Source organism: Bradyrhizobium sp. F1.13.3, assembly GCF_040548265.1.
In the GTDB taxonomy this organism is placed as follows: domain Bacteria; phylum Pseudomonadota; class Alphaproteobacteria; order Rhizobiales; family Xanthobacteraceae; genus Bradyrhizobium.
This window is the reverse complement of record NZ_JBEPRI010000003.1, coordinates 29149-53364: the sequence shown is the minus strand read 5'-3', so window position 1 is coordinate 53364 and position 24216 is coordinate 29149. Positions and strand designations below refer to the sequence as shown.

The following is a 24216-nucleotide window of genomic DNA, read 5'->3' as shown; positions in this document are numbered from 1 at the left end:
CGCAAGTTGCTTTTTCAGGATCTGCGCTTCTGCGTGACGAGGCGCAGCGCGATGCCGTGCTGCCAGGCTCGCACCCTCACCGCCGCTTCGCTGCGACCAAGCTCGCTCGCGATCTCGTCCGGCCGCCAGCCGGCTTCGGCCAGCGCCTTCAGCCGCTCGTGCTCTTCCGCTGTCCACTTCTTCAACAACGGGTAGCGTGATTGCATGGTCGGAAGCGGTCTCGCCTGCGTGGTCGGTGCAGGCGACAAGCGCGCGAAACAGACGAAGTTCCTATCCGACATTGCCATGAGATCCGCGGCGCGATCTGCAGCGCGATCTGCAGCGCGCCATCCCGCGGATGGACCAGGGCCTGCGACAGTGCTCGCTCAGATCCAGACTTCCTCGCGGCACGAATCGCACCGATAGATCAGGATCGAGCAATCGCACCTCACGTCGAAGATCGACGTCAGGCAGCGCGTGCCCCTCTCGCATTTGGGACATGCCGGCCCCGACTTGTATTGGTGATCCGGCCACGTTGCCGGGCCTGCTTGCTGTTCGCTGCTCATCTCATTCCTCGTTGGAGGACTGAGTTCCTAAGTACCAAAGTGGACATTCGTTCCAATCACCCGGGTGCGCTTCGAATAGAATTGAGGGCCTAGACGCCCCATGATCGCGCGCGCCGATTATCGGCTTCATCCTGAACGATCAAGCGGGTTTGTCCTGAACGATCAAACCGGCTTGCTGTTGGCGGGTCCCCCCCCGCAATTCGTCCAGGCTCTCGAGTGTGCAGATGCGCGCGGCGCGGCGGGCCAGTTCGTCGTAATTTTGCGCCACCTTGCGCAGCACGTCCCGCGTCTCGGGATATTCGCAATTATCCGCCTTGGTGCGGAATTCTTCCGCCCGCATCCGCCAGTACCGCGGAGGGTGCATCCGCTCGGCTCCCATGGGCCACTCCCCTCAGTTGGTCCAACTGTTCATGTTCCTTAATGAAGAGCACGTCCAGGAGTTCCCGCGCAGATGGTCCAGTTCCGATCACTCGTCGAGATTGCGCACGGACTGCAGCAGACGACGACAGCATCTCGCGGGAAAGATCGACTTTAGTTCAAATGCAGCAGGGCGGATTCGGCAGGATGCAATGGGTTCGCGCCATGCTGGAACGTCTCCCTTGCGACAGACGCAACGGGGATAGCTCGGAGAGATCGTCGATGTATGTCGTCGCCGCCGCGTTGCTGGTGCTGTCGGGACTGTTCTACTCCGCGAGCCATCACGAGATCGGCTCGTTCGGCGTCACCATGTGCACCTATGGAAGTGCGTTCTGCGACAATCCCCTGATCGTCTTTTCCGGCGCCGTGCTGGCCGGCGCCTGGGGCATGTTCGTCAGCATCAAATAGTCCCGACGGCACTTGCTCAGGGGACAAGCGTCTCGCCGGTGTACGTGCGGGGTTGTCGGATTGCGCGACGGCCGCCCGGTCGCGCTCGGGATGCGCGCTAAAGCGGGCAGCGTATTCTTCGATCATGTACTTATACAGGTGTTTTGCCCGACGAGTCAAAGGGCGATTAGCTTTATCAGAAATGAGCGAGGCGCCCGCTCCCGCTCGCCCGGGAACCTTGTTCCCTCGTTGGCATTTGTGAAGGACGCGCCCCGACCGAGGTCCCTCCCGCCATGACCGACAGTGCCCTCACCCCCACGAAATCCGCGCCGACGCTGTTGCAGAGGCTGGGGCCGGGTCTCGTCACCGGGGCGGCGGACGACGATCCGTCGGGCATCGCCACCTATTCGCAGGCCGGCGCGCAATTCGGCTACGGACTGCTCTGGACGGTGTTTCTGACCACGCCGTTCATGATCGCGATCCAGCTCGTCAGCGCCCGGATCGGCCGCGTCACCGGCAAGGGGCTGGCCGCCAACGTCATGCAGATCGCGCCGCGCTGGGCGGTGCTGTCGCTCGTCGGCATGCTCGTCGCCGCCAACACTTTCAACATCGCCGCCGACATCGCCGCGATGGCGGAGGCGCTGTCGCTGGTGATCGGCGGCCTCAACCACGAGCACGCGCTGATCTTCGCGGCGGGCTCGACGCTGCTGCAGGTGTTCCTGCCCTATCGGCGCTATTCGCCGGTGCTGAAATTTCTCACCTTGGCGCTGTTCGCCTATGTCGCGACCGCCTTCACCGTGCAGATTCCGTGGAGCACGGCGCTGCTCGCGGCGGTGTGGCCGAAGACGAATGTCAGCGCCGACTATTTCTTGATGGTCGTCGCCGTGCTCGGCACCACGATCAGCCCGTATCTGTTCTTCTGGCAGGCCTCGCAGGAGGTCGAGGAGATGAACCAGGGCAAGCGCGACAAGCCGCTGCGCGAGCTGAAGCGCGGCGGCAGTCCGGAGCTGGCACGCATCCGGGCCGACACCCTCTCCGGCATGCTGCTCTCCAACGGCATCGCCTTCTTCATCATCCTCACCACCGCGTCGGTGCTGCACGCGAATGGCGTCACCAACATCAACTCGGCGACGGAGGCCGCCGAAGCGCTGCGGCCGCTCGCCGGCGACTTCACCTTCGCCCTGTTCGCCACCGGCATCATCGGCACCGGCCTGCTCGCAATTCCGGTGCTGGCGGGCTCGGCCGCCTACGGCGTGGCGGAGATCTTCGGCTGGCGCGCGACGCTGGAGGCGAAGCCCGACGAGGCGGTCGGCTTCTACACCATCATCGCCGCGGCGACCGCGATCGGCTTCGGGCTCGGGTTCACCGGCATCGACTCGATCCACATGCTGGTCTGGAGCGCCGTGCTCAACGGCATCGTCGCCGTTCCGATCATGGCCATGATGATGCTGATCGTCTCGAGCAAGGCGATCATGGGTCGCTTCAAGGGCCGCTCATGGCTCATCGCGCTGGGCTGGCTCGGCACCGCGCTGATGGCGCTGGCCGTGCTCGCTCTGCTCGGCTCGTCCGTGATCGGCTGACTAACTTTGCGACAGGGCCGCCGAGATCTGCGAGGCGATGATGAGGGCCGCGAACACGGCCGGCACGCTGATGAAGCGCAGGAACTGGTCGATCGAAAGCATCGCTGTCTCCCCCAAGACAAAAAACGTCTCCGCCCGCCGCGCTATTCCACCCCGTGCGCGGCGTGCTGATCGGCCGTCAGAAACTGATCGGAAATGGCGGCGCCACCCATCGTGAGCAGCGCCAGGATCGAAATCACAGCCAGAAATTTCATGGCCGGAGGGTCGATCCCGATTGCGGCCAAAAACGTCACAGCATGGTCCCTTTTCACGACGATCCCGGGAAAGATCATGGCTGTCCCCACCGGATTTGACGGAGCTTTCCGCTAGAACGGCCGGAACAGGCTTGCCCGCGCACCTCGCCGGACTTCACTGCGCAGGGCCGTTAGCCTAACAATTGTGGCTTGAGCCGGGCTTGCGGGCCGGCCAAAGAAAAAGCCCAGCCGGGCAACAGGGAGCGACATGAGCAAATCATCAAAAGCAACAAATCTCGAAATTCTCGCCTGCGATGCCGGCTGGAGAAACTACCACTTCGTCAAGCTGACGACCGAAGACGGCATCGTCGGCTGGAGCGAGTTCGACGAAGGCTTCGGCTCGCCCGGCGTCGGCGCTGCGATCCAGCGCCTGTCTGCCCGCGTCGTCGGGCAGAACGTTTTCCGGCACGAGCGCATCTACGCCGAACTGTTCGCGGCCACACGTCCCGCCGCCGGCGGCGTGGTGGCGCAGGCGCTCGGCGCGATCGAGAATGCGCTGCTCGATGCCAAGGCGAAGTGTCTCGGTGTGCCCTGCTATGAACTGCTCGGTGGCAAGATCCGCGACCGTGTCAGGGTCTATTGGTCGCATTGCGCAACGTGGCGGATCAATCATCCGTCCTGGTACAAGCCGCCGATCGAGAACCTCGACGGTGTCAAGGCGATGGGACGCGAGGTGCGCGAGAAGAAGTTCACCGCGCTCAAGACCAACATCTTCTCCTACGATGACGGCAAGCCGACCGGCTGGCGGCCGGGCTTCGGCTCGCCCTTCGCCCCCGAGATCAACGTCGATCGCAAAATCCTGCGCGACCTGCGCATGCATCTGGAAGCGATCCGCGACGGTGCAGGCCCTGACGTCGACATCCTGCTTGACTGCAACTTCAACGCCAAGACCGAGGGCTATTTGGAGATCCTGCGCACCATCGCGGACCTCGACATGTTCTGGATCGAGATCGACAGTTTCAACCCGGAAGCGCTCGGTTACATCCGCAGGCAAAGCCCGCACCCCATCTCGTCCTGCGAGACGCTATTGGGCCTGCGCGAATTCCTGCCCTATTTCCAAGAACAGGCCATGGACGTCGCGATCATCGACACGCCCTGGAACGGCGTCTGGCAGTCGATGAAGATCGCAGCCGCTGCTGAAGCGTTCGAAGTGAACGTTGCGCCGCATAATTTCTACGGTCATCTCTGCTCGATGATGAACGCGCATTTCTGCGCCGCCGTACCTAATCTTCGCATCATGGAGATCGATATCGATCGCCTGGCGTGGGACCGCGAGCTGTTCACACATGAGCCGGAAATTCAGAACGGCCATCTGGTCATTCCGGACCGGCCCGGCTGGGGCACCGATCCGAACGAGGAAGCCCTTCGCGCGCACCCGCCGAAGACCAGCGGCGGGCTCCTCAACTACGGTCGCAAGAATTAGAGCGTCTTACGGCGTTATCGGATTGACGGTCGGGGAGGTCTTTGGCCCCGGCCGCGCCGGCTCAATCAATGATTTCGGTTCGGTCGGGAGAATCTTGGCACCTACGGCGCGCGCAGCTTCTCCCGTGGTTGCATACATCGCAACGTGAGCAGGCTGCGTCTTGGCGCGATTCCATGGCCCATGATCAACGACGAGCATCGCGGCAATCGTCACCGCCGCCACAATCAACGCGATCACGCCGGGATGGCGAAGCGCCGAAGACATGGAATTTGCGAAGCGATCCGTTGCCATCGAAGGACCCATCCAATTTATCCTATCGCAGGTTAATTCAATTCGGCCCCGCGAGTTCCGCTCCTGGCCCAGGCAAGTTCCAAGTGGAACCTGACGGTACAAGGCGCTCAGTGTTTCACATCCGGCCGCGCATCGCCGACGAACCGGTCGCGGTTCGGCATTTTGACAGCCGCAAGCGATTTGGCATCGAGCGTCACATCCGCTCCAACCAGCCCGTTCAGGTTCAGGATGTACGCGGACACCGCATAAACCTCCTCATCGCTGAGCGATTGCGGCGCGTTCTGCGGCATCGCACGGCGGATGTAGTCGAACAGCGTCGGCGCATACGGCCAGTAGCTGCCGACCGTGCGGATCGGCTTTGGCGTTGCGATCGTGCCCTGTCCACCGACGAGCCGGTCACCCAGCCCGCCCTCGCCCTTGTCGCCATGGCATGATGCACATTGCTGGGCAAACACTTCGCGCCCTTGGCCGACCGAGCCGCTTCCCTTCGGCAGATTGCTGCCGTCGCCTCCGACGTCGATATTCCAGCCCGCGATCTCCGCAGCCGTCGCGGGGCGTCCGATGCCGTACAGGCTTTGTGCTTGCGCCCCGCTCGCGAACGCACACAGCACGATGACGATAGCAATGCCGCAAGTCTCACGCCAGCGCATTGGTCACCTCGCCGTCGGCCGCGATGCGCCAAGGCCAGATCGCGTTGTTGTGGTAGAAATAGTTCTCGCCGCGCACCGCGAGCAACTCGGAGAGCGTCGGCTGCACATAGCCGGTCTCGTCGATGGCGCGGCTCTGGATCACGGCAGGCTTGCCGTCCCACTGCCAGGGCAAGCGAAAGCGTGTCAAGGCACGCGTCAGCACCGGCTCCTGCAATTGCGCGGTTTGCCAACTCTTTCCCTCGTCGACGGACACTTCGACGCGCGCGATCTTGCCATGCCCGCTCCAGGCGATGCCCGTGATCTCGTGGAAGCCGGGCGCGCCCAGACGCTGGCCGCCAGAGGGCCGCGTGATGATCGACTTCGCCTCCATGTAGAAAGAAAATTCACGCGCGGTGCCATCCGGCAGCAGGTCGGTGTATTTCGAGGTCTCCTCGCGCGAATAAACCGGCTCCGCAGTTACATGCAGGCGCCGCAGCCACTTCACACTCATGTTGCCCTCGAAGCCCGGCAGCAATAGCCGCAGCGGATAGCCCTGCTGTGGACGCAGCCGCTCCCCGTTCTGGCTGTAGACCAGCATGGCGTCCTCGAGGCATTTCTCGATCGGGATGCTGCGCGTCAGCGCAGCCGCGTCGGCACCCTCGGCGACGACCCATTTGGCTTCCGGCTTCAGCCCGGCCTCCTGCAGCACCAGCTTGAGGCTGACCCCGGTCCATTCCGCACAACTCACCAGACCCACAAGATCTGACGCTGTCTTGCCGTAAGGCTTGCTGTAGCCGGGGTTGCCGGAGCATTCGAGAAAGTGGACGCGCGATTCCGACGGGAAACGCCTGAGATCATCCATTGTGAAGATCAGCGGGCGCTCGACCCGCCCGTGCAGCATCAGCCGGTGCTGGACCGGATCGATGGTCGGAACGCCGCCGTGATGACGCTCGTAAAACAGGCCGTTCGGCGTGATGATGCCATCGAGCTCCTGCAACGGCGTCCGGCTGGACGCAGAGATGTACTGCTTGAGAGTCTTCGAGATGTTCTTCACGACTCCCTTCTCGAACGGCGATGGCGCGCCATAGCGCTGGCCCCCCGTCGGCTCGCCCGGCGCCCTCATCCATTCGGGAACATTTGGCGGAAGGTTGTCGGTGCCGGCGGCAGCCGATGCGCCGACGCCCAGGACGGTACCACCCGCAGCCGCCGCGCTGGTGTGCAGAAAGTGACGGCGAGTCGTGCCCGCCGATTTGTCGTCGGCATCGAACGTGCGGCTCATTTGCGGATCCTCGGCTGAAGCGCGACCCGCATGAAACATTCTGCGACGGGCATTTGCAATTCGTTCCTGTTTCAAAAACAGGCGATTTCGACCGCGACTGATCTAAATCTGGCGGGCGCGACGGCAATTCTCTTCTTCGCAACGCACAACGGCTCCTCCGTCACTCGCCCGGCGCGATCGCATTGCTCGGGGTCGGCCGGTCGGCGATCTGCTGGCCGAACAGGCTGCCGATCAGTTCAACCGCGGTGCGTGCGGTGCGGCCACGCTCGTCAAGAAAAGGATTGAGCTCGACGATGTCGACTGATCCGACCACGCCGGAATCGTGCAAAAGCTCCATAATCAGATGCGCCTCACGATAGGTCGCTCCGCCCGGCACCGTCGTGCCCACGCCGGGTGCGACGCAGGGGTCGAGAAAATCGACGTCGAAGCTGACATGCAGTACGCCGTTGCTGGCCCTGACGCGCTCGATGACGCGGCGGATCAGTACGGCGACGCCGAACTCGTCGATCTGGCGCATGTCGACAACCCTGATCCGGCGCGTGCGCATCAACTCCATTTCGAGCTTGTCGATTGAGCGCGCGCCGAACAGGTCGAGCCTGTCGGGATCGATCGAGGCGCGCGGATCATCGCCGAGCAATCCGTCGAGGCCAGGTTCGCCGCACAGGAATGCCGCCGACATGCCGTGCATGTTGGCGGTGATCGTCGTTTCCGGCGTGTTGTAGTCGGCATGGGCATCGAGCCAGAGCACGAACAGCTCGCGTCCGCGCTCCTGCCAGTGACGGGCCATGGCATTCACCGATCCCATCGACAGCGTGTGATCGCCACCGAGGAAAATCGGCAGCGCGCCGGTTTTCGCGATCTCGTAGCCTCTATGGCTCAGCACGCGCGTCCAGCGCTGGATTTCGCGGTAGTGATTGGCTTTGTCGGGAGGCACGTCTGCGAGGTCCCGGAGCTCGGCCACGGAGAGATCGCCGTAATCGACGACCTCGAAATCCAGGCTCTCGAGCAGTGTCGCAAGGCCGGCGGTGCGGAGCGCCGCAGGACCCATCAGGGTACCGCGCTGCGAAGCCCCCATGTCGATGGGAGCGCCGAGCAAGGCGATGCGCCGGGCTCGATCCGTCGTGGTTCGATCGGTCACAGCTGTCTCCTGAGATCAGCAAGATTGAGCCAGCCTAACAGAGATTCGCATCCGTCGTTTCACGGGAAGGTCCGCGCAGGGCGCATCCTCTCGGAACAAAAGCCCGCGCGCCGAATTGCTCATCCAAGGCCGGTACCCGCCGTAAAGACCACGGCGCCTGTCGCGGATAGCCAAAGGTCGTCCGACCCGCTGTTCAGAACGAGCGCTCGCGCGGATAGCCAAAGGTATCGGCCTCCGCCAACACATGATCACCTGGAGGTTGCGCACTTGAGCACGGAGATCCCGCAGTCCACCTCACATCCCGGCATGGCCGAGCGCGCCATCGATGCCGCGACGGACGTATCCCGCACCATCGGTGAAGTCGCAGGTGGCCTGCATGCAGCTGTCGACCGCATGACCTCCGCTATCGACGAAGCTCGAAAGCCGGGCAAGCCCCTCGCGACCGTCGCCGCGATCACGCGCGAAGCACCGCTTGCCTGCCTGTTCGTGGCTTTCCTGTTCGGCGTCGCGGTCGCGCGTCGGCGCTAGAGATCGAGCGGACCCGTTCAGGCGGCACTAACGGCGGCGCACTCGACCGCGAGGAATTGCCGCTCGAATGCTTCCGCCGGCATCGGACGGCCGAAGAAATAGCCCTGCCCTTCCTCGCATCCCATGCTCACCAGGAAATCGGCCGTAGCGCGGTTCTCGATGCCCTCGGCCACGACCGTCAGTCCGAGCTGTTTGCTGAGGCCGATGGTCGACCCGACGATCGCGGCATCGTCGGAGTTCGCGAGCAGACCGAGCACGAACGACCGGTCGATCTTGAGTCCATCGAGCGGAAACTTCTTCAAATAGCTCAGGCTCGCATAGCCAGTGCCGAAATCGTCGAACAGGACGCGGACGCCGAGCTGCTGGATGCGCTTGAACATGTCGAGCACGCGGGCTTCGTCGTGAAGCAGAATGTTTTCGGTGACCTCGAGTTCGAGCAGCGACGGCGTGAGCCCCGTCGCTTCGAGCATCCCCGCAACCGAATGTGCGAGATCGCCGGAGTGGAGCTGCGAGGGCGACAAATTGATCGCGACGCGCACTCTGTCGCCGGACAATTCCCAGGCGCGTGCTTGCCGGCAGGCGGTCTCCATCACCCAGTTTCCGATCCGCTCGGACAGCGCTGAGCTGTTGACCACCGGCATGAACTCTCCCGGCGAAACGTAGCCGCGCACGGGATGCCGCCAGCGGATGAGAGCTTCGGCCCCGACCAGGCTCGCGTCGATCAGGCGAACCTGGGGCTGGTAGAACAGTTCGAACTCGCCGCGATCCGCGGCGAGCGCCAATTCACCCTCCAGCGTCAGCCGGTTCTCCAGCTCCTCCCGGATCGCGCTCTCGAAGACCACATAACCGCCGCGCCGCGTCAGCTTTGCCTTGGTCAGCGCAAGATGACCGTTGCTCAGGAGATCGTCGGCGTTGTGCCCGCCTTCTGGATGGACGGCGACGCCGATGCTGATCCTGACGCGATGCTGCCGCGTGCCGGTCGCAAGCGGCGCTTCGAACGCGCGCGCAATGCGCTCGGCGAAGTCCGCGATCGGCTCGTCGCCATCGGCGCCTTTGCGCGCAATGGCGAATTCGTCTCCGCTGAGCCGGGCAACGATAGCGCCGTCGCCCGCCTGGTCCTTCAAGCCGCCAGCGACCGCCTGCAGCACGAGATCTCCGGCGGCATGACCGAGCATGTCGTTGATGCTCTGGAAACCGTCGAGCCCGATGACGAGTAGCGCGACCTCGCAAGGGCGCTGCCCCGCATCCGCGATCATGCCGACCAATCCTGCATGCAGCGTGTTGCGGTTGGCAAGACCGGTCAGCGCGTCGTACTCGGCGAGATATCTGACGCGTTCGGCCTCCAGCTTGCGGACTGAGATATCGCGCAGGATCGCTCCGTACTGGAAGCCGTCCGTTCCCTGCCAACCCGAGAAGCTCGCCTCGACCGGGAAAGTTTCACCGTTCTTGCGCCGCCCTTCGAATTCAACGACGACCGCTCCGCCGGGGACCAGGAGTGCCTGGCGCGCGGCGTCGCGCATGGACGACCTCGCGTCACCGTCCACCGACACGGCGCACAGCGTTTCGAACGGGCGGCCGATGATCTCGGCGGGCATATAGCCGAAGATCGCACTGGCGCCGGGATTCCACACGGTGATCAGCTGACCTTCGTCGGTGCAGACGAGGCCATCGCCGAGCGACATCGCGATACGATGAAAGCGGCTTTCGGCGATGCGCCCCAAGAGACCGCGGAAATCAATTTCGTCGAGTGCGATTGCCGTCAGATAAGCCACAATCGCGATGTGGAACAGCGATGTGTCGATGATGAAGGGCCATCTTGCCTGCACGAGGACCGCAACCATCTCGAAGGCTGCCCCGGCCGAGATCAGGAGTGCGACGCGAATCCCCGGTCCGAAGCGGCGCCACGAAAACACCATCAGCAGGCAGATCACGGCGAGACCCAGGATCATGCCGGTATCGGAAGTCCAGCGCAGCATCCGGCTCTGGAGGATCGATTCCGCTGCCAGCGCCTGGAGGATGGGTCCGGAGATGATGCGGCCATTTGGAACGCTGAAGCGGTCGCCAAGCTCGAGCGCCGTCGCACCAATGATGACCTTCGTGTCTCTCAGCTTGTCGAGAGTAGCCGTGTTGCCGCGGAGCACGTCGACATACGAGACACTCGGAACGGAGCCCGCCCGAATGCTGAAATCGATCAGGAAAGGAGGCCGCCGATTGGCGTCCTGTCCGGCCAGCACGACGGCCATCGACGGCATCAAGGCGTCGCCGAGCTTCTCGCCGAATGGATAGCGGCGAACGAGCCCGTCGGATTCGATCGCGACATTGACCAGCGCCGGCCACGACTGGTTGCTGAACGGCTTCAGGGGGCGATTGATGTGAGCTGCGCCGCCATTCGGCGTCGGCTGCTTGAAGGACGGCAGGATCGTCGAGCCGCCGACCTCACGCAGTGCGTTGACGAAGGCCTCGTCGGACGCCGGATCGGATGGCGAGCTGAAATCGACGTCGAACGCAACGTCCTGCGCCCCCGCGGCCTCTAACCTGTGCAACAGTTCCGCGTGCAGCCGGCGCGGCCAGGGCCATACCCCGATCTGCTCGATCGAGGGCGCGTCGATGGCCACCACGACGACATTGCCGCTCGCGGCACGCGATTGCCAGGCGAACCGCAGGTCGGTCAGCGCGTTGCGAACCGCGCCATGCCATCCCGTGGACAGCACGATCGCAAGCGCGATCACGACTAGAATATGCGGACGATAGCGCTTCACTCCGATCCTCCCGCGCACCGGCTTCTGCTGGTACGCCCCCTCATCCGCTAAGAAATCGCCTCAGTGCTTGTTGTGGCCAAAGGCATTGCCGTGGCCATTGCCGCCGTTGCCGCCGCCATTGCCGTTGCCGTTGTTGCCCCTGCCGTTACCGGTGGCGCCGGCGTTGCCATTACCGTTGCCGTTGCCGGAATTCCCATTGCCGGGATTGCCGTTACCGGAATTGCCGTTGCCGGAGTTGCCGTTGCCGCCAGCGTTTCCGTTGGCGGCCGCTGCGGCGATCGCGGCGCCTGGATTTGACGAACTGCTGCTGCCAGCCGTTACGGCACCACTTGTCGTCACCGCAGTCTGGACGGTGCTGTTGGATGCCGTCGTGCTCGCTTTCGAGTCACTCCAGACTGTCTCGGTGCTGGCATGCGCGTTGCGCACCTGCCCGGGAGCAACGCCCCCGTGAGCGAGCCCGCGCGTGACCTTGTGGACGTTCAGCTTGACCTCGCCGAGCGAGCTCGAGATGCGCACGACGCCGGGCTTTGCAGCACCGCCCTTGGGGGCGTGAGCTCCGGCCGCCTGATGCGATTCCTTGGGCGTGGCGGTCGCCTTGGTGCCCTTGTCAATCGGACCGAGCGCATGGATCGCATGGCCGTTCGCTGCGTTCCGCGGGGCCGACAGGCCCGATTTCGGCACGGGGACGCGCTCGATGCTCGAGGCGCGCGGCTTGCCGTGCTCGATCGGATTGAACGTTCCGGAGCCGCTCAGAGAGAGGCCTGGCTTGCCATGCTCGAAGACGGTGGCGGCCTGCCCGGGCAGGACCTGGGCGATCTGCCCGGTCTTGAAGTCGGAGACCTCGACCTGGCCGCGGAGCACGCCGACCTTGGTGCTGCCCGCGTTCACGGTGACGCTGAACTGCGTTCCCTTGACGACGGCGGCGAGATAGGGCGTCTCGACCTCGAAATGCTTGACGTTGCGCTTCTCGACCTCGAGCAGGATCGAGCCTGCCTGCTGGATGATGGTGGTCGAGAGACCGTCCTTTTTCTCCGTCGGCAAGCCGAGCACTGAGTTGGGAGAGATCAGGATCGTTTCCTCGCCGCGGACGAGCAGCACGCGTCCGTTACGTCCGGTGCGAATGGTGTCGCCGGGCTTGAGTGCCTCCTGCTGGTTCAACGAAACCTGCTGCGCGCCGCTGGTGGCGACCCAGACCTCGCCGGTGGCCTTGCCGACCGACCAGACGCCGTCGTCCGCGGCGGATGCGGCGGAAGCCGTTCCCAGGATCAGCGCAGCCACGAAGGCGCACTGCATTCCAATCTTGTTCAGCATGACGATCCTCAGTCCGCGTTACAGCCAGTCCTGAGGGGTATCCGAAATCACTCAACATAGGATTAGCGGGTAGCGGCCAGGGGAGTGGTCGCGTTAACGGTTCATTGACCATAAAAAACTATGAAAAATCATGGGGCTAACGAACTCTTACCGCATGAGGGGCACATCTCCGTCAAACTACGGGGGCAGCCGCGTCGCGCGCGTTGAGAAGCGGCATCTCGTTACCACAATGGTGGTGTTGGCACCGTTTTTCGCCGGAGTTCCTCAGGCTTTCTCACAACAGGCGAACCAGCCGGGCTTCGATCCGCGCCAACCAGAAAAATATTTTGAAAACCAAACCGAGCGGGAATCGCTGAGCCGTCCTCCGGTCAGGCTACCAACAGTCGACCAGCCCAACACCGGCGGTGATACCAAGCCTCAGTTCGTGCTGCGCGGCATCAACGTCAGCGGAGCCCGGGCCGTTTCCCCCGATCGGATCGCCGCGGTCTACCAGCCCTATGTCGGCAAGAAGGTTTCGCAGGCGGATCTCGCCGCAATCGCGGGCGCGATCAGCGATCTCTACCGCGCCGATGGTTTCCACTTGAGCCGTGCGATCGTGCCGCCGCAGGATATTGCCGACGGTCTGCTCCGGATCCGGGTGGTCGAAGGCGCCATCGTGCAGGCCGAGCTGAAAGGCGACGGCGCCGAGCAGTTCGGCGTGAGACCGATGCTTGGGCCGGTTCTGGCGGAGCAACCATCGCGCCTGGCAACGCTGGAACGCCAGCTCTTTCTCATCAACGGCAGACCTGGCGTCCGGATCACCGATACCGCACTCGAGGAGATCGGCGGTGCATCCGGCCGCTTCCGCCTCATCGTCTATTTGAAGACCTGGCACGTCTTCTCCTCATTCGGTCTGGACAATCTCGGCTCATCATCAGTCGGTCCGTGGCAGACCTACGCGACCGGCGCGTTCAACTCCTATCTCACGCCCGGCGACACGCTGGCCGTCAACCTGTCGACCATCGCCAACGACCCCCGCCAGCTCGGCTTCGCACGGCTGTCCTACGATGCACCCGTCGGCGTCGACGGCGTGCGTCTCGGCGGGTCCGTCCTGTACAGCGCGGTCAGGCCGGGCGATGCCCGCCGCCTCGACAGCGACATCACCACGACCGAGGCGTTCGAGCTGCGTGCCAGCATCGTCCCATTGCAGTCGCAATTGTCCTCGCTGACCCTGACTACGGCGATGACCTTCAGCAATGTGTCCGAGCATGACCTTTATGGCCCCTGGTACAACGACCACATCAGGACCGCGAGCCTGACCGCCGATTACCGGCTCCAGGATCATTTGGGCGCCACCAATTTCGCGACATTGACCTACCGCCAGGGCCTCGACATCTTCGGTGCCTCGCATTTCAACGACGACCTGTTGTCGCGCGATGGCGCGTCATCGAACTTTTCAGTGCTGAACCTCTGGTTCACGCGCTACCAGACACTCAACGACGTCTGGTCGCTCAAGCTCTCCGCTGCGAGCCAGACGGCGTCACGGCCGCTGTTCACCTCGCAGCAATTCTATCTCGGCGGCGCTGCCTTCGGCCGCGGCTATGGCGCAGCAGAGATCAGCGGGGACAACGGTCTTGCCGGCTCGCTCGAACTGCGCTTCGACCAAAAGCTCAATTTCCGCTACTGGACCGGCTATCAGCTCTATGCCTTCGGCGACGCCGGCGCCGTCTGGAACGACGGTTACCGCCTCAGCGACGGCCTGTCGCTGACCTCGGCCGGAGCTGGCGTGCGGTTCTTCCTGCCGGACGATTTCCAGGCCGATCTCGGCGTGGCCGTCCCCCTGAGCTACCGGGCGCCCGACAACGAGCGCCGCAGCTCGCGCTTCCTGTTTACCCTGTCAAGCGCGTTGCGGCTGTGCTCCGAACGTGGCAAGGGCGGTTGTCTGTAAACCCCTTGTCCTTCGCACTGTGGCATGCGGCCCTTTTTGGGGCGTGGCTCACAGACTTGCCTAAATTTAATCCCGTAACCTACTCACGATCGCTCGATCCGGGATTTCCCGATGGCCATGTTCAGTCAAAAGTGATTTGAGACGGAACCATGAAAAGGGTGTTTGCAGTTCTGGCGTTTCTCTGCGTCCTCGGCGTCGGCCAGTATTTCGTCGTCAGCCGGTTCGCGATCCGCCATGAGGTTTTGACCCTGTTCGACGCCGCGCGCCAGCGGCCGATTGCGGTCGAAATCGCTGTACGGCGCGATTACGAGACCAAGGCCAATCTCGGCCTCTGGAAGCTCCCGCTCGCCATCATCAGCAACGGCAATACCGTCAAGGCCACCGAATATTCCTTCCTCGCCAACGTGCTCGCCGCACGCGGTTATCTCGTCGCCAGCATCCAGCAGGATCTGCCGAGCGATCCGCCGCTGATGACCAAGGCCGGCCAGCAATATGTCGGCCGGCGCGAGGTCTATATCCGCTGCGAGGCCAACATCCTCTTCACCTTGGGCGAGTTGAAGCGGCGGCAAGAGAACGCCGACTACGACCACATCACGCTCGTCGGGCATTCCAACGGTGGCGACGTTTCGATGTATGTCGCCCATCAACACCCGGAGCTGGTGTCGAAAGTGATCACGCTCGACAATCTGCGGGTGCCTTTCGTGCTTAGCGACAACATGAAGATCCTGTCGTTCCGCTCGAAGGATCCGCATTTCGTAACAGATCCCGGCGTGCTGCCGACGCCGGAAGAGGCCAAAGCGCGCGGCATCGACATTATCCACACCGGCGCACAGCATACCGAGATGAGCGATCGCGGTCCCGATGCCGTCAAGGAGAAGATCCAGGCAACACTCGACCGCTTCCTGCGCGACAGCGCCAGCAGCGCGCTCGCCCCGGCCGATACACGAAGCCCGATGATCATGAACCCCGGCGACTATTAGTCCGGCCCCTTTGCGGCAGATCAAGGCTGCCGCGGGCCGGCCACGATAGAAAGGGCCTCGCCATCTCGGAGAGGCACGTGTCGCACTCCATCGAAAGCCTTGATACGAAAAGACTCGATACGACAAGCTTTGTCCTGCCCGCGGGAAGGACGCCGAGATTCGCCCGGCATCTCTATCGTTCGGCCCGAAAGCTGCTGCGGTCGATCATCGCCCGCATCGACCTCTCGCAGTTTCCGGGTTCGTGTTGCGGATGAGGACGGCGTCGCGATCCAACAACACACAGGGTTCCCCATGCACCGGCATTTAAGACGAATTTGCCTGCTGGTTGCAGTGGCCTCGAGCATGGGCACGTCGTCCGCTCTCGCCGCCGATGCAGATCACGGCGCCGACCTTGCGAGGCGTTGGTGCGCCAGCTCCCATGTCGTGGCGAACGGCCAGACCCAGGCGAGCGCCGACGTCCCCTCTTTCGCATCCGTTGCGCGCAGGCCCGACTTCAGTTCGGAAAGGCTCGCCTTTTTCTTGCTAGATCCGCACCCGAAGATGCCGAATTTCCCCTTGAGCCGGACTGAAGCCGGCGACATCGCGGCCTACATCGCATCGCTGCGTTAGCAGAGCGGCCGATCGGTCGAGACACTTGCGACAAATGCAAATCCCTGCCGGAGAACCGACAGGGATCGGCAGAAGGATGATGGGCTGTGAATGAGGTCCATTCGCCGGCCCATCATGGACCGGTACCCGCATCGACGTGCGGATATCCACGCGGCGCAGGTCCAATCTGTGGACGCGCCGTAAACACACCGACAGTCAGGACTTGCCCTTCCCCGGCTGCATGAGGCTGCCGGTCATCTGCCGCATGTGGTCCCCGGCACTGGTGAACTGACTGCGCAGGAAATCCGATTGGATTCGCATCGCCTCCTGAAGGTCGGTGGCATGGACGAGCTTGCGAGCATGCTCGAACGCCGACTTCATGTTCTGCTCGGTGAAAGCGAGCGCCTGCTTCGACACGTCCGCCCCCGCGCCCGGAACGGTGGTCATCGATTTGGTGGCGGCTTCGAAAAACATTCCGAATGCCTTTTCCGCCTGGTCAATCGTCTTCTCGGCCAGGTCGCGCAGTTCGGCCGGAACTTCGAGCTTCGGTTCGATCATGGTCGCACTCCTCCCGTTTTCTGAACTGAATACCACACTTGCCGGATCGCCTGCCAGCGTCCAGCCGGGGGAAGACATGCCCGGCGGCCGGCTCTGGCCGGCAAACGAGGGGCAAGGCGTAAGGCCGGCGCGCAGGCCGGCTCAGGACAGGGGGTGTTCGGGAAGGGTTTCTTCGGTGGCTAGGTCTTCGACGAGCTTGATGACCTCGAAACGCTGCCGGGGCGCGAGCTTCAGAAACGCACGCAGCAGGCGCAGGCTTTCGACGGTGCCGCTTGCAGGCGCGCCGAGCTTGAGGTGCAGCTCAGCTGCGAAATTGAGGTTCTTCATCTCGCACCTATGACAAGCATCGAACTTCGTGATCGAACATCGAGGTCCCGACTAAGAACCGAACGCTAGAACCGGATGCCATAATCGGATGTTATGGCGATGGCGCACTTTCGGCCGGGGCAGCCCGGTGGGTTCGCACGCCGAGCTACGTGTGCAAGCGGGCACACCTGAACAGGTTGCAATTATGTCAAGAAACAACTCATCCGGCAAGCCTAACGGTTGGCGCAGCGATGCTTCGTCTGCATCGCGCCACGGCAATTCCGGATAACAGGAATATAGGCCGCCGTCACCCACCTGCGTCAAGAAGCGTCATCGATCAGGCATACAGTCTCGATCGCCGTCAATCGACGCTGCGTTTCGTCTTCTTTCGGATGTGAATGGACATTGGTGAACGCGAAATTGCGCTTCATCAGCGTATACACGTAATGGTTGAGTCCGGCATCGGCGGTTGTATCGTCGACGAAATAAACGTCGATTTCGCGCCATGGATCGGCAACCACGGCGCGGCCGCATTTGTTTCTGGCCGTGAACCGTTTTCGAGGAGCAAACGACAAAGCGATGGCGAAACAGTCACGCAGATTATGGGCGCCATGGCCGATGCATTGATCGATTCCGGCGCCCCAGCACCAAAGGACGACGGCATGCTTTCCCGCTGCGATCTCATCAAGGGCGCCGCAGTCGCGCTTCTCACCTTCTCGATACAAGGCGCATGGGCGCAGGAAACCAGGATGAACCTGTTCAAGATCGTCACCATCAAGGACGAAATCGTCGTCGGATTGTCGACAGAGGAGCTTCAGGCGCTCGGCGGCAACGATGCCAGCGCCGTTGCACATGCTCTGGCACAGAAGGGCGATCTCACCGTCTGGCAATACAACGTGCATCGCGGTCCGAACGGCGAATTACAGCAAGCGCCGACCGCCAGAATAGGGCTTTTGGCCAACGCCTCGCTGCGCGTGGAGCCCTATACCACGACCTACCAGATCCTTCCGCATCCCTAAGCAGCAGGCCGGCGCTCCCGCGACCGCGGTCGCGGGAGCGCCATTGTCATCTGCCTTGCCCTGCACGCCGTGTCCCCGTTTCCGTCGCAAAGCCATAGATCAGCGCCAGCCGATCCAGGCATTCACGAAAACGTCGGGCAAAATAGTCGGTCCAGCGCTGCGTACGGACGGCGCGACGCTGGCCGATCTCGTCCATGGTCAGGCCCAGCACCAACACGTCGTGCACTAGCGCGGCGCCGTCGGTGCCGAGTTCGCGCTCGACCCGGTTCAGCCGCAGCACCGCCTGGCGTTGGCTCTCGGTGACCGGCTCGCGCGTGCGCGCGCCATCGACATATTCGCGTGTTGGGTCGATTGCCTGAAGGCCTCGCTCGGCCCTCTCCCAATCGTTCTGGAAGGCGCGCCCGCCGCGATATTGCGCCTCGTCGATCTGACGGTGCGCGTGCAGCCGGCCGAGCGGATCGCTGCGGATCGACCGCACGGCCATGATCTTTTCGCCGGGGTCGAGCGCCAGCGGATTGTCCACCTCGACTTCCGCCACCTCCGCATTGAACGGTATCTCACGCGAACGTCGGTCGTAGACACTCGCCAATTTGTAGGATCTGTTGCGTCGGACACGTGCCACTCGGATATTCCTTGCGAAATTGACGATTGAACGGGCGGTCGTGGGATCAGGCGGCGGAAACCAGCCTCAGCACGACGGGGCCGGCGACGCGCGCGGAGCCGGCTCCGGCGCGGCACGTGAGGCGCGCATGCGGCGTGCAATAGCTCGAGCCCGGCTCGCGCGGATGGCCGCAGAAGGTAATCTCCTCCCCGTCCTTGTCGCCGCCATAGGGATAGCGACAGTCCTCGCTGGCGAGTTTGACCAACGGACCAGGCGCGGCTGGACGCCGACGCAGCGCAATTTGACCGGCGCGGCAGGCCTCATCGCGGATTTCGGCGGCAGATTCAGTAACGCGGGACGGTGCGGGAGGAAACAGGCTCCAGACGGTAGCACCGGCACGATCGACGGGCTCGTCGTCCGCACCGGCGCGATCAGCCCGAGCCGCTTGGCGCGGCCGACCACCGCGTTGCGCGTGTAAGCCGTTCCAAACCTTGCGTTAATCTGTCTTCCGATCTCCGCATAAGACATTCCCTTGAGAAAATAGTCGCGAAGCGCGTCGGAGTGCTCCGACGGCCAATGGCCCGGTTCCATGCTGCTGTCCTGTGATGCGCCTCCTCCGATCGCACGATCGCGAGGCGGAGCTAACATTCCGGTATTCCGAAGCCCAAGTCAAGCGATAATTCTGATATTCATAATTGCATCAATTCCGAATTTCGGATTACAAGAGGCGGAACGACGGACAATCGAGGGAATCACATGTTGGACGCGGCAATGATCGAACGGGGCTTGGAAAAGACGGGCAAGAGCAAGGGCGGTCTGGCGGCTGCCATGGGCGTTCGCCCCGGCGCTGTCTCGGAGATCCTGGGCGGCGAACGCCTGGTGAAGGCTTCGGAAATCATTCCGATCATGGAATATCTCGAGCTCAATCTCGCGCCGATCATGGGCCGCGTCGGGGCCGGTGCCGTGATCGAGCCGGATTATGAGCAGGTTCCCCCCGAAGGCCTTGGCGACATCGCGTTGCCCTTTCCGATCATGGAGGAGACCATCGCATTTGAGATCGTGGGCGATTCGATGCTGCCCAAATACGAGAGCGGCGACGTAATCGTGGTCTACAAGGACCAGCGCCATCCGCTGTCGAGCTTCTACGGCGAGGAGGCCGTGGTCCGGCTCAAGACCGGCGAGCGCTATCTGAAGACCATCGAGCGGGGCAAATCCCCCTCCGTCGTCAATCTCACCAGCTTCAATGCCAAGCAGATCGTCGGCGTGAAACTGGAGTGGGTCGGCGAGATCTGCCTGTCCATGCCCAAGGGCCAGCTGGAGCGGCTGCGCGCCAAGTCGGCGCGCCCTCGCAAGAGGAGCAAGTAGGCAGCAATTTCCGTTTTTTCGAAATTTGCCTTGACTTGATTCCGTTTTTCGGAAATACTCCGCCGTGCCCGACCATGGGGCACGGCAGGATTCTTTGATGCAGTATTTCGTCGTGATGATCGACTATGGGCGCCGCGGCCGCGAGGCGGTCGTCGACCCTGAAATCACCAGGCGCGAGGTCATTTCCCGCGTCGCCTCAGGTGAATATCGGAACATCTCGTTCATCCAGGAGATCGTGGAGAATTCGGTTGAAGACGTGACCGAGACGATCCTCGCTGAGGCTGCCCTGCCCCGGATCCCGCCCGAAGAAGTCGACGTCCAGGCCGTGCGCCTCGATCACGCCCGCGATCTGCGCAAGCACGAGCGGACGTGACGCAGGCCCAAGCGACCCGCACCACGCCCCCGTCCGGAGTTCACACCGTGAGAACGGTCGATCCCGTGGTCTTGCGCCCAGCGAGATCGGCATGCGCCTTGGCCGCGTCCTTCAGTGGATAGGTCTGGTGCACCTCGATCTTGACCGCGCCGGACTTGACGACGTCGAACAGCTCGCCTGCCATCGCGACCAGGCTCTCACGCTTCGCGGCGTAGGTGAACAGCGTCGGCCGGGTGACGTAGAGCGAGCCCTTCTGCGCGAGCAAACCGAGATTGAGCGGCTCGACGGCGCCGGATGACGCACCGAACAGCGCGGCGACGCCGAGCGGCGCGAGACAGTCGAGCGACTTCAGGAACGTATCCTTGCCGACGGAATCGTAGACCACCGGCACCTTCTTGCCGCCCGTGATCTCGTCCACGCGCGTCACGAAATCCTCGCGGCTGTAGATGATGACATGGTCGCAGCCGTGCGCCTTGGCGAGCTTGGCCTTCTCGTCGTTGCTGACGGTGCCGATCACGGTCGCGCCGAGATGCTTGGCCCACTGGGAGAGAATCAGGCCGACGCCACCGGCGGCCGCATGGAGCAGGATGGTGTCGCCGGCCTTCACGCGATAGGTCTGCCGGATCAGATATTGCGTGGTGAGCCCCTTCAGCATCATCGCCGCCGCGGTCTTGTCATCGATACCGTCCGGCAGCTTCAGGAGTCGGTCGGCCGGGATCAGCCGCGCCTCGGAATAGGCCCCGAGCGGCGAGGCGCCGTAGGCGACGCGATCGCCCGGTTTCAGATCGGTGACACTCGCCCCGACCTCCTCGACGACGCCAGCAGCCTCGCTACCAAGCCCGCTCGGCAGTTGTGCCGGGTAAAGGCCCGAACGGTTGTAGATGTCGACGAAGTTGAGACCGACGGCGGTATGGCGGATTCGTGCCTCGCCCGGTCCGGGCTTGCCGACACTGACCTCCTCCCAGACCAGCACTTCCGGACCACCAGTCTTGTGAAAGCGAATGGCATGCGTCATGGCCGTTACTCCCTTATCGTTGAGGTCGAAGTCCGAATACCGGATCGGGCTTTGAAATAGGTATTTGGTCCGCCCGTCACAGTACAGAGACGTTACAAGAATGTCACAGCGAACGACAAACCTCCGCCGTTCCGCCTCTGTTCGAAAGAGTTGATGTCGGCCTTGCGCCGGCCGGCAGTAGCCTTCGCGCGGGTTTGGAGGTCGTCTGCGAAGGAGAGCCGAGATGCCAGCTTATGTACAGCATCATCAGGATATCGAAATCGCGCCTGTGATTTGCCCTGCATGCATGGGGTTCCTTCCAATGTATGTGCGCGAGGTCGAACCGCATTGGAGTCTTGCCAAGATCGACTTCGTCTACGAATGCGCCGATTGCGGCGCCGAGGTCAGACAGACGATCCGCAAGCCGGAGTTGCTGCGGCACTGATCGCGCGGCCGGTGGCCACCCGACTATTTGCGCTGAGCGGAAAAAACGCCCACTCGCGCGGGTCTGGCCTCTCCCAAACGAGGCTTGTTCTTTGCCGTGAACGCAGGCAGAACAAGCCTCAAACAAGACCTTTGGGAGCGCCTTTTCGTGGCTGAACAGAAGCCTTCGACAGCGATCGAGGCAGTGGAGAGCGGCCTCGCCGCGCAAGGCTACATCGCGAGCCGGCAGATCGCGACCGCTGTCTATTTATCGCAGCAGATCGAGAAGCCGATCCTGGTCGAAGGCCCCGCGGGCGTCGGCAAGACCGAGCTTGCCAAGGCGATCGCGGCCTGGCGCGGCCTGAAGATGATCCGCCTGCAGTGCTACGAAGGCCTCGACGAGGCCAAGGCGCTCTATGAATGGAAATACGCCAAGCAGCTTCTCTACACGCAGATCCTCAAGGACAAGCTCGGCGAAGTCCTTGGCGGCGCGCAGACTTTGCACGCTGCACTTAATCAACTCCACGATTTCGGTGACGTGTTCTTCTCCAAGGAGTTCGTCGAGCCGCGGCCGCTGCTGCAAGCGCTGGAGCAGCCGGGCGGCTGCGTGCTCCTGATCGACGAGATCGACAAGTCGGATGCGGAATTCGAGTCGTTGCTGCTGGAAATTCTCTCCGATTTCCAGGTCACGATCCCAGAACTCGGCACCGTCTCCGCGATCACGCCACCAACGGTGATCCTCACCTCCAACAGCGAGCGCGATCTCGGCGACGCCCTGAAGCGGCGCTGCCTGCATCTGCACATCGGCTTCCCCGAGCAGCGGCTCGAGGAGCGCATCGTCGAGAGCCGCGTCCCCAACATTTCGCAGACGCTGCGGCGGCAGATGGTCGGTTTCATCCACGAAATCCGCTCGCTCGACCTGAAGAAGCTGCCTTCGGTCAGCGAGACCATCGACTGGGCGCGCGTGCTGGTGCTCTTGCAGGCCTCGGAGCTCGACACCGAGATCGTCAAGGACACGCTCAACGTGCTCCTGAAATACGAGGCCGACATCGAGGCGGCTCAGCCTCAGATCACGACCTTCATTGCCAAGGCAGCACGATCCAACGTCTTCGGTTGACGCCGATGCGCGAAAATATTCATCGTTTCTTCCGTGCGGCACGGGGCGCCGGCGTCCATGTCTCGCCTGCCGAAAGCATCGACGCGATGCGCGCGGTCGCGCAGGTCGGCGTTTCCGACCGGACCATCCTGCGCGATGCGCTCCTTCTGACGCTCGCCAAGTCGCAGGACGAAAAGCTCGCGCTGGGTGACTGTTTCGATCTGTTCTTCAGTCAGCCCGAGCCGCGGCAGGAACAATCTGAAGCCAACAGCAACGATGTTTCGGAGGACGCGGATCAATCTCCGTCGTCCGGCGAGGCCAGCGATGCGAACGGCGGTTCGCCTCCCGCAGATTTGGGCCCCCTCGCGCAAATGCTGCTGTCGCAGGATCGCAACGCGATCAGCGCCGCGATCGCCAGCGCCTCAGGTGCGGCCTCGCTGTCCGACATCCGATACTCCACCCAGCGCGGCATCTTTTCCAGCCGCATCCTCGACGCCATGGGGCTCCAGCGACTACGCGACGATCTCGACGAGCTGACCGCGACCAACCCGGCGCTGGCCGAGCGGCTTCGCGCCGCGCTCGATGCCTTGCGCGAAGCCGTTCGCGACACCGTCGCGCAGGGGCTTGCGCTCTATGCCCGCGAGGAGGCCGAAAACCTCCGCAATGAGATTCTGCGCAACGCGCCGCTTGCCCGCATCGAGCGGCGCCATGTCGCGGAAATGCGCGCCCTCATCCGCCAGATCGCGCGGCGCCTGCGCGAGCGCTATTCGAAACCACGCAAGCGCCAACGGCGCGGTCATCTCGACGTCCGCCGCACGCTGCGCCGCAACGCGGCCTGGGGCGGCATCCCCTTTCTCACGGCGTGGAAGCGCAAGCATCGCGACCGGCCGAAGATCGTGGCGCTCTGCGACGTCTCCGGCTCGGTCGCGCAGGTCTCGGATTTCTTCCTGCTCCTGATCCACTCGCTGCACGAGGTGGTCGACGATGTCCATTCCTTCGCCTTCTCCTCGCATCTGATCGAAGTCAGCGACATCCTCGAAACGAAATCGCCGGAAGAGGCGATGGCCGAGATCATGTCCAAGGTCGGCTTCGGCTCCTCCGACTACGGCTCCTCGCTGGCCGATTTCGAGAAGGAGTTCATGAGCGCGCTGACGCCGCAGACTACGGTGATCGTGCTGGGCGATGCCCGCAGCAACAATCTCGATCCGCGCGCTGACATCCTGCGCCGCATCTCCGAGCGCTCGAAGCGGCTGGTGTGGCTCAATCCAGAAGGACGTCTCGCCTGGGGCTTTGGCGATTCCGAGATGCCGCGCTATGCGACCTTCTGCAGCGTGGTGCGTCAGTGCGCCACCGCGCAGCAGCTTGAGCGCGCGGTGTCCGATATCGTGGCGACTTATCAGTAGGCC

At 63.1% G+C, this 24216-nt stretch carries 26 protein-coding genes and 1 pseudogene; 13 read left to right on the top strand and 14 right to left on the bottom strand.

From position 1 onward, the window contains the following. Positions 1-14: 14 nt before the first annotated feature. Together ABIB66_RS09930 and ABIB66_RS09925 are read right to left on the bottom strand one after the other, a co-directional pair. Positions 15-206, bottom strand: a complete 192-nt coding sequence (locus tag ABIB66_RS09930; RefSeq protein ID WP_354210239.1) for a hypothetical protein — start codon at positions 204-206, stop codon at positions 15-17. A gap of 478 nt (positions 207-684) precedes the next feature. Continuing rightward, complete coding sequence (locus ABIB66_RS09925) at positions 685-924, bottom strand: hypothetical protein (protein WP_354210240.1); 240 nt, start codon at positions 922-924, stop codon at positions 685-687. Between the two features lie 260 nt (positions 925-1184). Here ABIB66_RS09925 and ABIB66_RS09920 point away from each other — a divergent pair, with 260 nt between their 5' ends. Together ABIB66_RS09920 and ABIB66_RS09915 are read left to right on the top strand one after the other, a co-directional pair. Next, complete coding sequence (locus ABIB66_RS09920) at positions 1185-1370, top strand: hypothetical protein (RefSeq protein WP_354057702.1); 186 nt, start codon at positions 1185-1187, stop codon at positions 1368-1370. A gap of 272 nt (positions 1371-1642) precedes the next feature. Beyond that, complete coding sequence (locus tag ABIB66_RS09915; protein WP_354254738.1) at positions 1643-2929, top strand: NRAMP family divalent metal transporter; 1287 nt, start codon at positions 1643-1645, stop codon at positions 2927-2929. Between the two features lie 143 nt (positions 2930-3072). Here ABIB66_RS09915 and ABIB66_RS09910 read toward each other — a convergent pair whose 3' ends face one another. Continuing rightward, the gene (locus ABIB66_RS09910) at positions 3073-3261 is read right to left on the bottom strand and encodes a hypothetical protein (protein WP_275169774.1); all 189 of its coding nucleotides are present in this window, start codon (positions 3259-3261) and stop codon (positions 3073-3075) included. Between the two features lie 169 nt (positions 3262-3430). Between ABIB66_RS09910 and ABIB66_RS09905 the strand changes: the two genes are divergently transcribed. Next, positions 3431-4645 (top strand): mandelate racemase/muconate lactonizing enzyme family protein, encoded by a 1215-nt coding sequence (locus tag ABIB66_RS09905; protein WP_354210242.1) that lies wholly within the window; start codon positions 3431-3433, stop codon positions 4643-4645. 6 nt (positions 4646-4651) lie between these two features. Here the strand turns inward: ABIB66_RS09905 and ABIB66_RS09900 are convergent, their stop codons facing one another. The 4 genes from ABIB66_RS09900 to rocF form a co-directional block, all read right to left on the bottom strand. Beyond that, the gene (locus tag ABIB66_RS09900; protein WP_354210274.1) at positions 4652-4948 is read right to left on the bottom strand and encodes a hypothetical protein; all 297 of its coding nucleotides are present in this window, start codon (positions 4946-4948) and stop codon (positions 4652-4654) included. Between the two features lie 95 nt (positions 4949-5043). Then, complete coding sequence (locus ABIB66_RS09895) at positions 5044-5586, bottom strand: c-type cytochrome (protein ID WP_354057692.1); 543 nt, start codon at positions 5584-5586, stop codon at positions 5044-5046. Then, positions 5573-6844 (bottom strand): sulfite dehydrogenase, encoded by a 1272-nt coding sequence (soxC, locus tag ABIB66_RS09890; protein WP_354210243.1) that lies wholly within the window; start codon positions 6842-6844, stop codon positions 5573-5575. Before soxC ends, ABIB66_RS09895 begins: the two co-directional genes overlap by 14 nt. A 160-nt stretch (positions 6845-7004) precedes the next feature. Then, positions 7005-7982: an arginase gene (gene rocF / locus ABIB66_RS09885; protein WP_354210244.1), complete on the bottom strand. Its 978-nt coding sequence runs from the start codon at positions 7980-7982 to the stop codon at positions 7005-7007. Between the two features lie 267 nt (positions 7983-8249). Between rocF and ABIB66_RS09880 the strand changes: the two genes are divergently transcribed. Continuing rightward, positions 8250-8510 (top strand): hypothetical protein, encoded by a 261-nt coding sequence (locus ABIB66_RS09880; RefSeq protein WP_354210245.1) that lies wholly within the window; start codon positions 8250-8252, stop codon positions 8508-8510. A gap of 17 nt (positions 8511-8527) precedes the next feature. Here ABIB66_RS09880 and ABIB66_RS09875 read toward each other — a convergent pair whose 3' ends face one another. Then, complete coding sequence (locus ABIB66_RS09875; RefSeq protein ID WP_354210246.1) at positions 8528-11269, bottom strand: EAL domain-containing protein; 2742 nt, start codon at positions 11267-11269, stop codon at positions 8528-8530. A 60-nt stretch (positions 11270-11329) separates the two neighbouring features. After that, complete coding sequence (locus ABIB66_RS09870) at positions 11330-12580, bottom strand: FecR family protein (protein ID WP_354254737.1); 1251 nt, start codon at positions 12578-12580, stop codon at positions 11330-11332. A gap of 130 nt (positions 12581-12710) precedes the next feature. Between ABIB66_RS09870 and ABIB66_RS09865 the strand changes: the two genes are divergently transcribed. The 3 genes from ABIB66_RS09865 to ABIB66_RS09855 all read left to right on the top strand — a co-directional run bounded on the left by ABIB66_RS09865 (position 12711) and on the right by ABIB66_RS09855 (position 16096). Further along, on the top strand, positions 12711-14507 hold the full coding sequence (locus ABIB66_RS09865; protein ID WP_354210248.1) for a ShlB/FhaC/HecB family hemolysin secretion/activation protein: 1797 nt from the start codon (positions 12711-12713) through the stop codon (positions 14505-14507). A 149-nt stretch (positions 14508-14656) separates the two neighbouring features. Then, positions 14657-15487, top strand: a complete 831-nt coding sequence (locus ABIB66_RS09860; protein ID WP_085384826.1) for an alpha/beta fold hydrolase — start codon at positions 14657-14659, stop codon at positions 15485-15487. A gap of 291 nt (positions 15488-15778) precedes the next feature. After that, the gene (locus ABIB66_RS09855) at positions 15779-16096 is read left to right on the top strand and encodes a c-type cytochrome (protein ID WP_354210249.1); all 318 of its coding nucleotides are present in this window, start codon (positions 15779-15781) and stop codon (positions 16094-16096) included. Between the two features lie 195 nt (positions 16097-16291). Here the strand turns inward: ABIB66_RS09855 and ABIB66_RS09850 are convergent, their stop codons facing one another. Together ABIB66_RS09850 and ABIB66_RS09845 are read right to left on the bottom strand one after the other, a co-directional pair. Then, positions 16292-16633, bottom strand: a complete 342-nt coding sequence (locus tag ABIB66_RS09850) for a phasin (RefSeq protein WP_007601491.1) — start codon at positions 16631-16633, stop codon at positions 16292-16294. 141 nt (positions 16634-16774) lie between these two features. Further along, the gene (locus ABIB66_RS09845) at positions 16775-16960 is read right to left on the bottom strand and encodes a hypothetical protein (RefSeq protein ID WP_007612798.1); all 186 of its coding nucleotides are present in this window, start codon (positions 16958-16960) and stop codon (positions 16775-16777) included. Between the two features lie 641 nt (positions 16961-17601). Between ABIB66_RS09845 and ABIB66_RS09840 the strand changes: the two genes are divergently transcribed. After that, on the top strand, positions 17602-17958 hold the full coding sequence (locus ABIB66_RS09840) for a hypothetical protein (protein ID WP_007612800.1): 357 nt from the start codon (positions 17602-17604) through the stop codon (positions 17956-17958). A 46-nt stretch (positions 17959-18004) separates the two neighbouring features. On the opposite strand, the gene ABIB66_RS09835 is transcribed toward ABIB66_RS09840, so the two are convergent. Continuing rightward, positions 18005-18580 (bottom strand): hypothetical protein, encoded by a 576-nt coding sequence (locus tag ABIB66_RS09835; RefSeq protein WP_354210250.1) that lies wholly within the window; start codon positions 18578-18580, stop codon positions 18005-18007. 46 nt (positions 18581-18626) lie between these two features. Next, positions 18627-19087: pseudogene (locus ABIB66_RS09830) on the bottom strand (GcrA family cell cycle regulator). A 228-nt stretch (positions 19088-19315) separates the two neighbouring features. On the opposite strand from ABIB66_RS09830, the gene ABIB66_RS09825 reads away from it, so the two are divergent. Together ABIB66_RS09825 and ABIB66_RS09820 are read left to right on the top strand one after the other, a co-directional pair. Next, the gene (locus tag ABIB66_RS09825) at positions 19316-19924 is read left to right on the top strand and encodes a S24 family peptidase (protein WP_007601486.1); all 609 of its coding nucleotides are present in this window, start codon (positions 19316-19318) and stop codon (positions 19922-19924) included. 97 nt (positions 19925-20021) lie between these two features. Beyond that, a complete protein-coding gene (locus ABIB66_RS09820) occupies positions 20022-20297 on the top strand; it encodes a hypothetical protein (protein ID WP_275169761.1) in 276 nt (91 codons plus the stop codon). 40 nt (positions 20298-20337) lie between these two features. Here the strand turns inward: ABIB66_RS09820 and ABIB66_RS09815 are convergent, their stop codons facing one another. Continuing rightward, entirely contained in the window at positions 20338-21312 is a 975-nt protein-coding gene (locus tag ABIB66_RS09815) for a quinone oxidoreductase family protein (RefSeq protein ID WP_354210252.1), read from the bottom strand. Between the two features lie 223 nt (positions 21313-21535). Between ABIB66_RS09815 and ABIB66_RS09810 the strand changes: the two genes are divergently transcribed. The 3 genes from ABIB66_RS09810 (at position 21536) to ABIB66_RS09800 (ending at position 24213) form a co-directional block, all read left to right on the top strand. Beyond that, positions 21536-21736 (top strand): hypothetical protein, encoded by a 201-nt coding sequence (locus tag ABIB66_RS09810; protein WP_007612817.1) that lies wholly within the window; start codon positions 21536-21538, stop codon positions 21734-21736. A gap of 147 nt (positions 21737-21883) precedes the next feature. After that, entirely contained in the window at positions 21884-22831 is a 948-nt protein-coding gene (locus ABIB66_RS09805) for an AAA family ATPase (protein ID WP_007601482.1), read from the top strand. A gap of 5 nt (positions 22832-22836) precedes the next feature. After that, positions 22837-24213 carry a vWA domain-containing protein gene (locus ABIB66_RS09800; protein ID WP_354210253.1) on the top strand — a complete coding sequence of 459 codons (1377 nt, stop codon included), beginning with the start codon at positions 22837-22839 and terminating at the stop codon, positions 24211-24213. The last annotated feature ends 3 nt before the right edge of the window (positions 24214-24216 follow it).

Excerpts from the sequence above, each read along its gene's own strand:
- ABIB66_RS09930 (WP_354210239.1), bottom strand. The coding sequence starts at position 206 with ATGCAATCACGCTACCCGTTGTTGAAGAAGTGGACAGCGGAAGAGCAC.
- ABIB66_RS09925 (WP_354210240.1), bottom strand. The coding sequence starts at position 924 with ATGGGAGCCGAGCGGATGCACCCTCCGCGGTACTGGCGGATGCGGGCG.
- ABIB66_RS09920 (WP_354057702.1), top strand. The coding sequence starts at position 1,185 with ATGTATGTCGTCGCCGCCGCGTTGCTGGTGCTGTCGGGACTGTTCTAC.
- ABIB66_RS09915 (WP_354254738.1), top strand. The coding sequence starts at position 1,643 with ATGACCGACAGTGCCCTCACCCCCACGAAATCCGCGCCGACGCTGTTG.
- ABIB66_RS09910 (WP_275169774.1), bottom strand. The coding sequence starts at position 3,261 with ATGATCTTTCCCGGGATCGTCGTGAAAAGGGACCATGCTGTGACGTTT.
- ABIB66_RS09905 (WP_354210242.1), top strand. The coding sequence starts at position 3,431 with ATGAGCAAATCATCAAAAGCAACAAATCTCGAAATTCTCGCCTGCGAT.
- ABIB66_RS09900 (WP_354210274.1), bottom strand. The coding sequence starts at position 4,948 with ATGGGTCCTTCGATGGCAACGGATCGCTTCGCAAATTCCATGTCTTCG.
- ABIB66_RS09895 (WP_354057692.1), bottom strand. The coding sequence starts at position 5,586 with ATGCGCTGGCGTGAGACTTGCGGCATTGCTATCGTCATCGTGCTGTGT.
- soxC (WP_354210243.1), bottom strand. The coding sequence starts at position 6,844 with ATGAGCCGCACGTTCGATGCCGACGACAAATCGGCGGGCACGACTCGC.
- ABIB66_RS09870 (WP_354254737.1), bottom strand. The coding sequence starts at position 12,580 with ATGCTGAACAAGATTGGAATGCAGTGCGCCTTCGTGGCTGCGCTGATC.
- ABIB66_RS09865 (WP_354210248.1), top strand. The coding sequence starts at position 12,711 with ATGGGGCTAACGAACTCTTACCGCATGAGGGGCACATCTCCGTCAAAC.
- ABIB66_RS09860 (WP_085384826.1), top strand. The coding sequence starts at position 14,657 with ATGAAAAGGGTGTTTGCAGTTCTGGCGTTTCTCTGCGTCCTCGGCGTC.
- ABIB66_RS09855 (WP_354210249.1), top strand. The coding sequence starts at position 15,779 with ATGCACCGGCATTTAAGACGAATTTGCCTGCTGGTTGCAGTGGCCTCG.
- ABIB66_RS09850 (WP_007601491.1), bottom strand. The coding sequence starts at position 16,633 with ATGATCGAACCGAAGCTCGAAGTTCCGGCCGAACTGCGCGACCTGGCC.
- ABIB66_RS09845 (WP_007612798.1), bottom strand. The coding sequence starts at position 16,960 with ATGAAGAACCTCAATTTCGCAGCTGAGCTGCACCTCAAGCTCGGCGCG.
- ABIB66_RS09840 (WP_007612800.1), top strand. The coding sequence starts at position 17,602 with ATGCTTTCCCGCTGCGATCTCATCAAGGGCGCCGCAGTCGCGCTTCTC.
- ABIB66_RS09825 (WP_007601486.1), top strand. The coding sequence starts at position 19,316 with ATGTTGGACGCGGCAATGATCGAACGGGGCTTGGAAAAGACGGGCAAG.
- ABIB66_RS09820 (WP_275169761.1), top strand. The coding sequence starts at position 20,022 with ATGCAGTATTTCGTCGTGATGATCGACTATGGGCGCCGCGGCCGCGAG.
- ABIB66_RS09815 (WP_354210252.1), bottom strand. The coding sequence starts at position 21,312 with ATGACGCATGCCATTCGCTTTCACAAGACTGGTGGTCCGGAAGTGCTG.
- ABIB66_RS09810 (WP_007612817.1), top strand. The coding sequence starts at position 21,536 with ATGCCAGCTTATGTACAGCATCATCAGGATATCGAAATCGCGCCTGTG.
- ABIB66_RS09800 (WP_354210253.1), top strand. The coding sequence starts at position 22,837 with ATGCGCGAAAATATTCATCGTTTCTTCCGTGCGGCACGGGGCGCCGGC.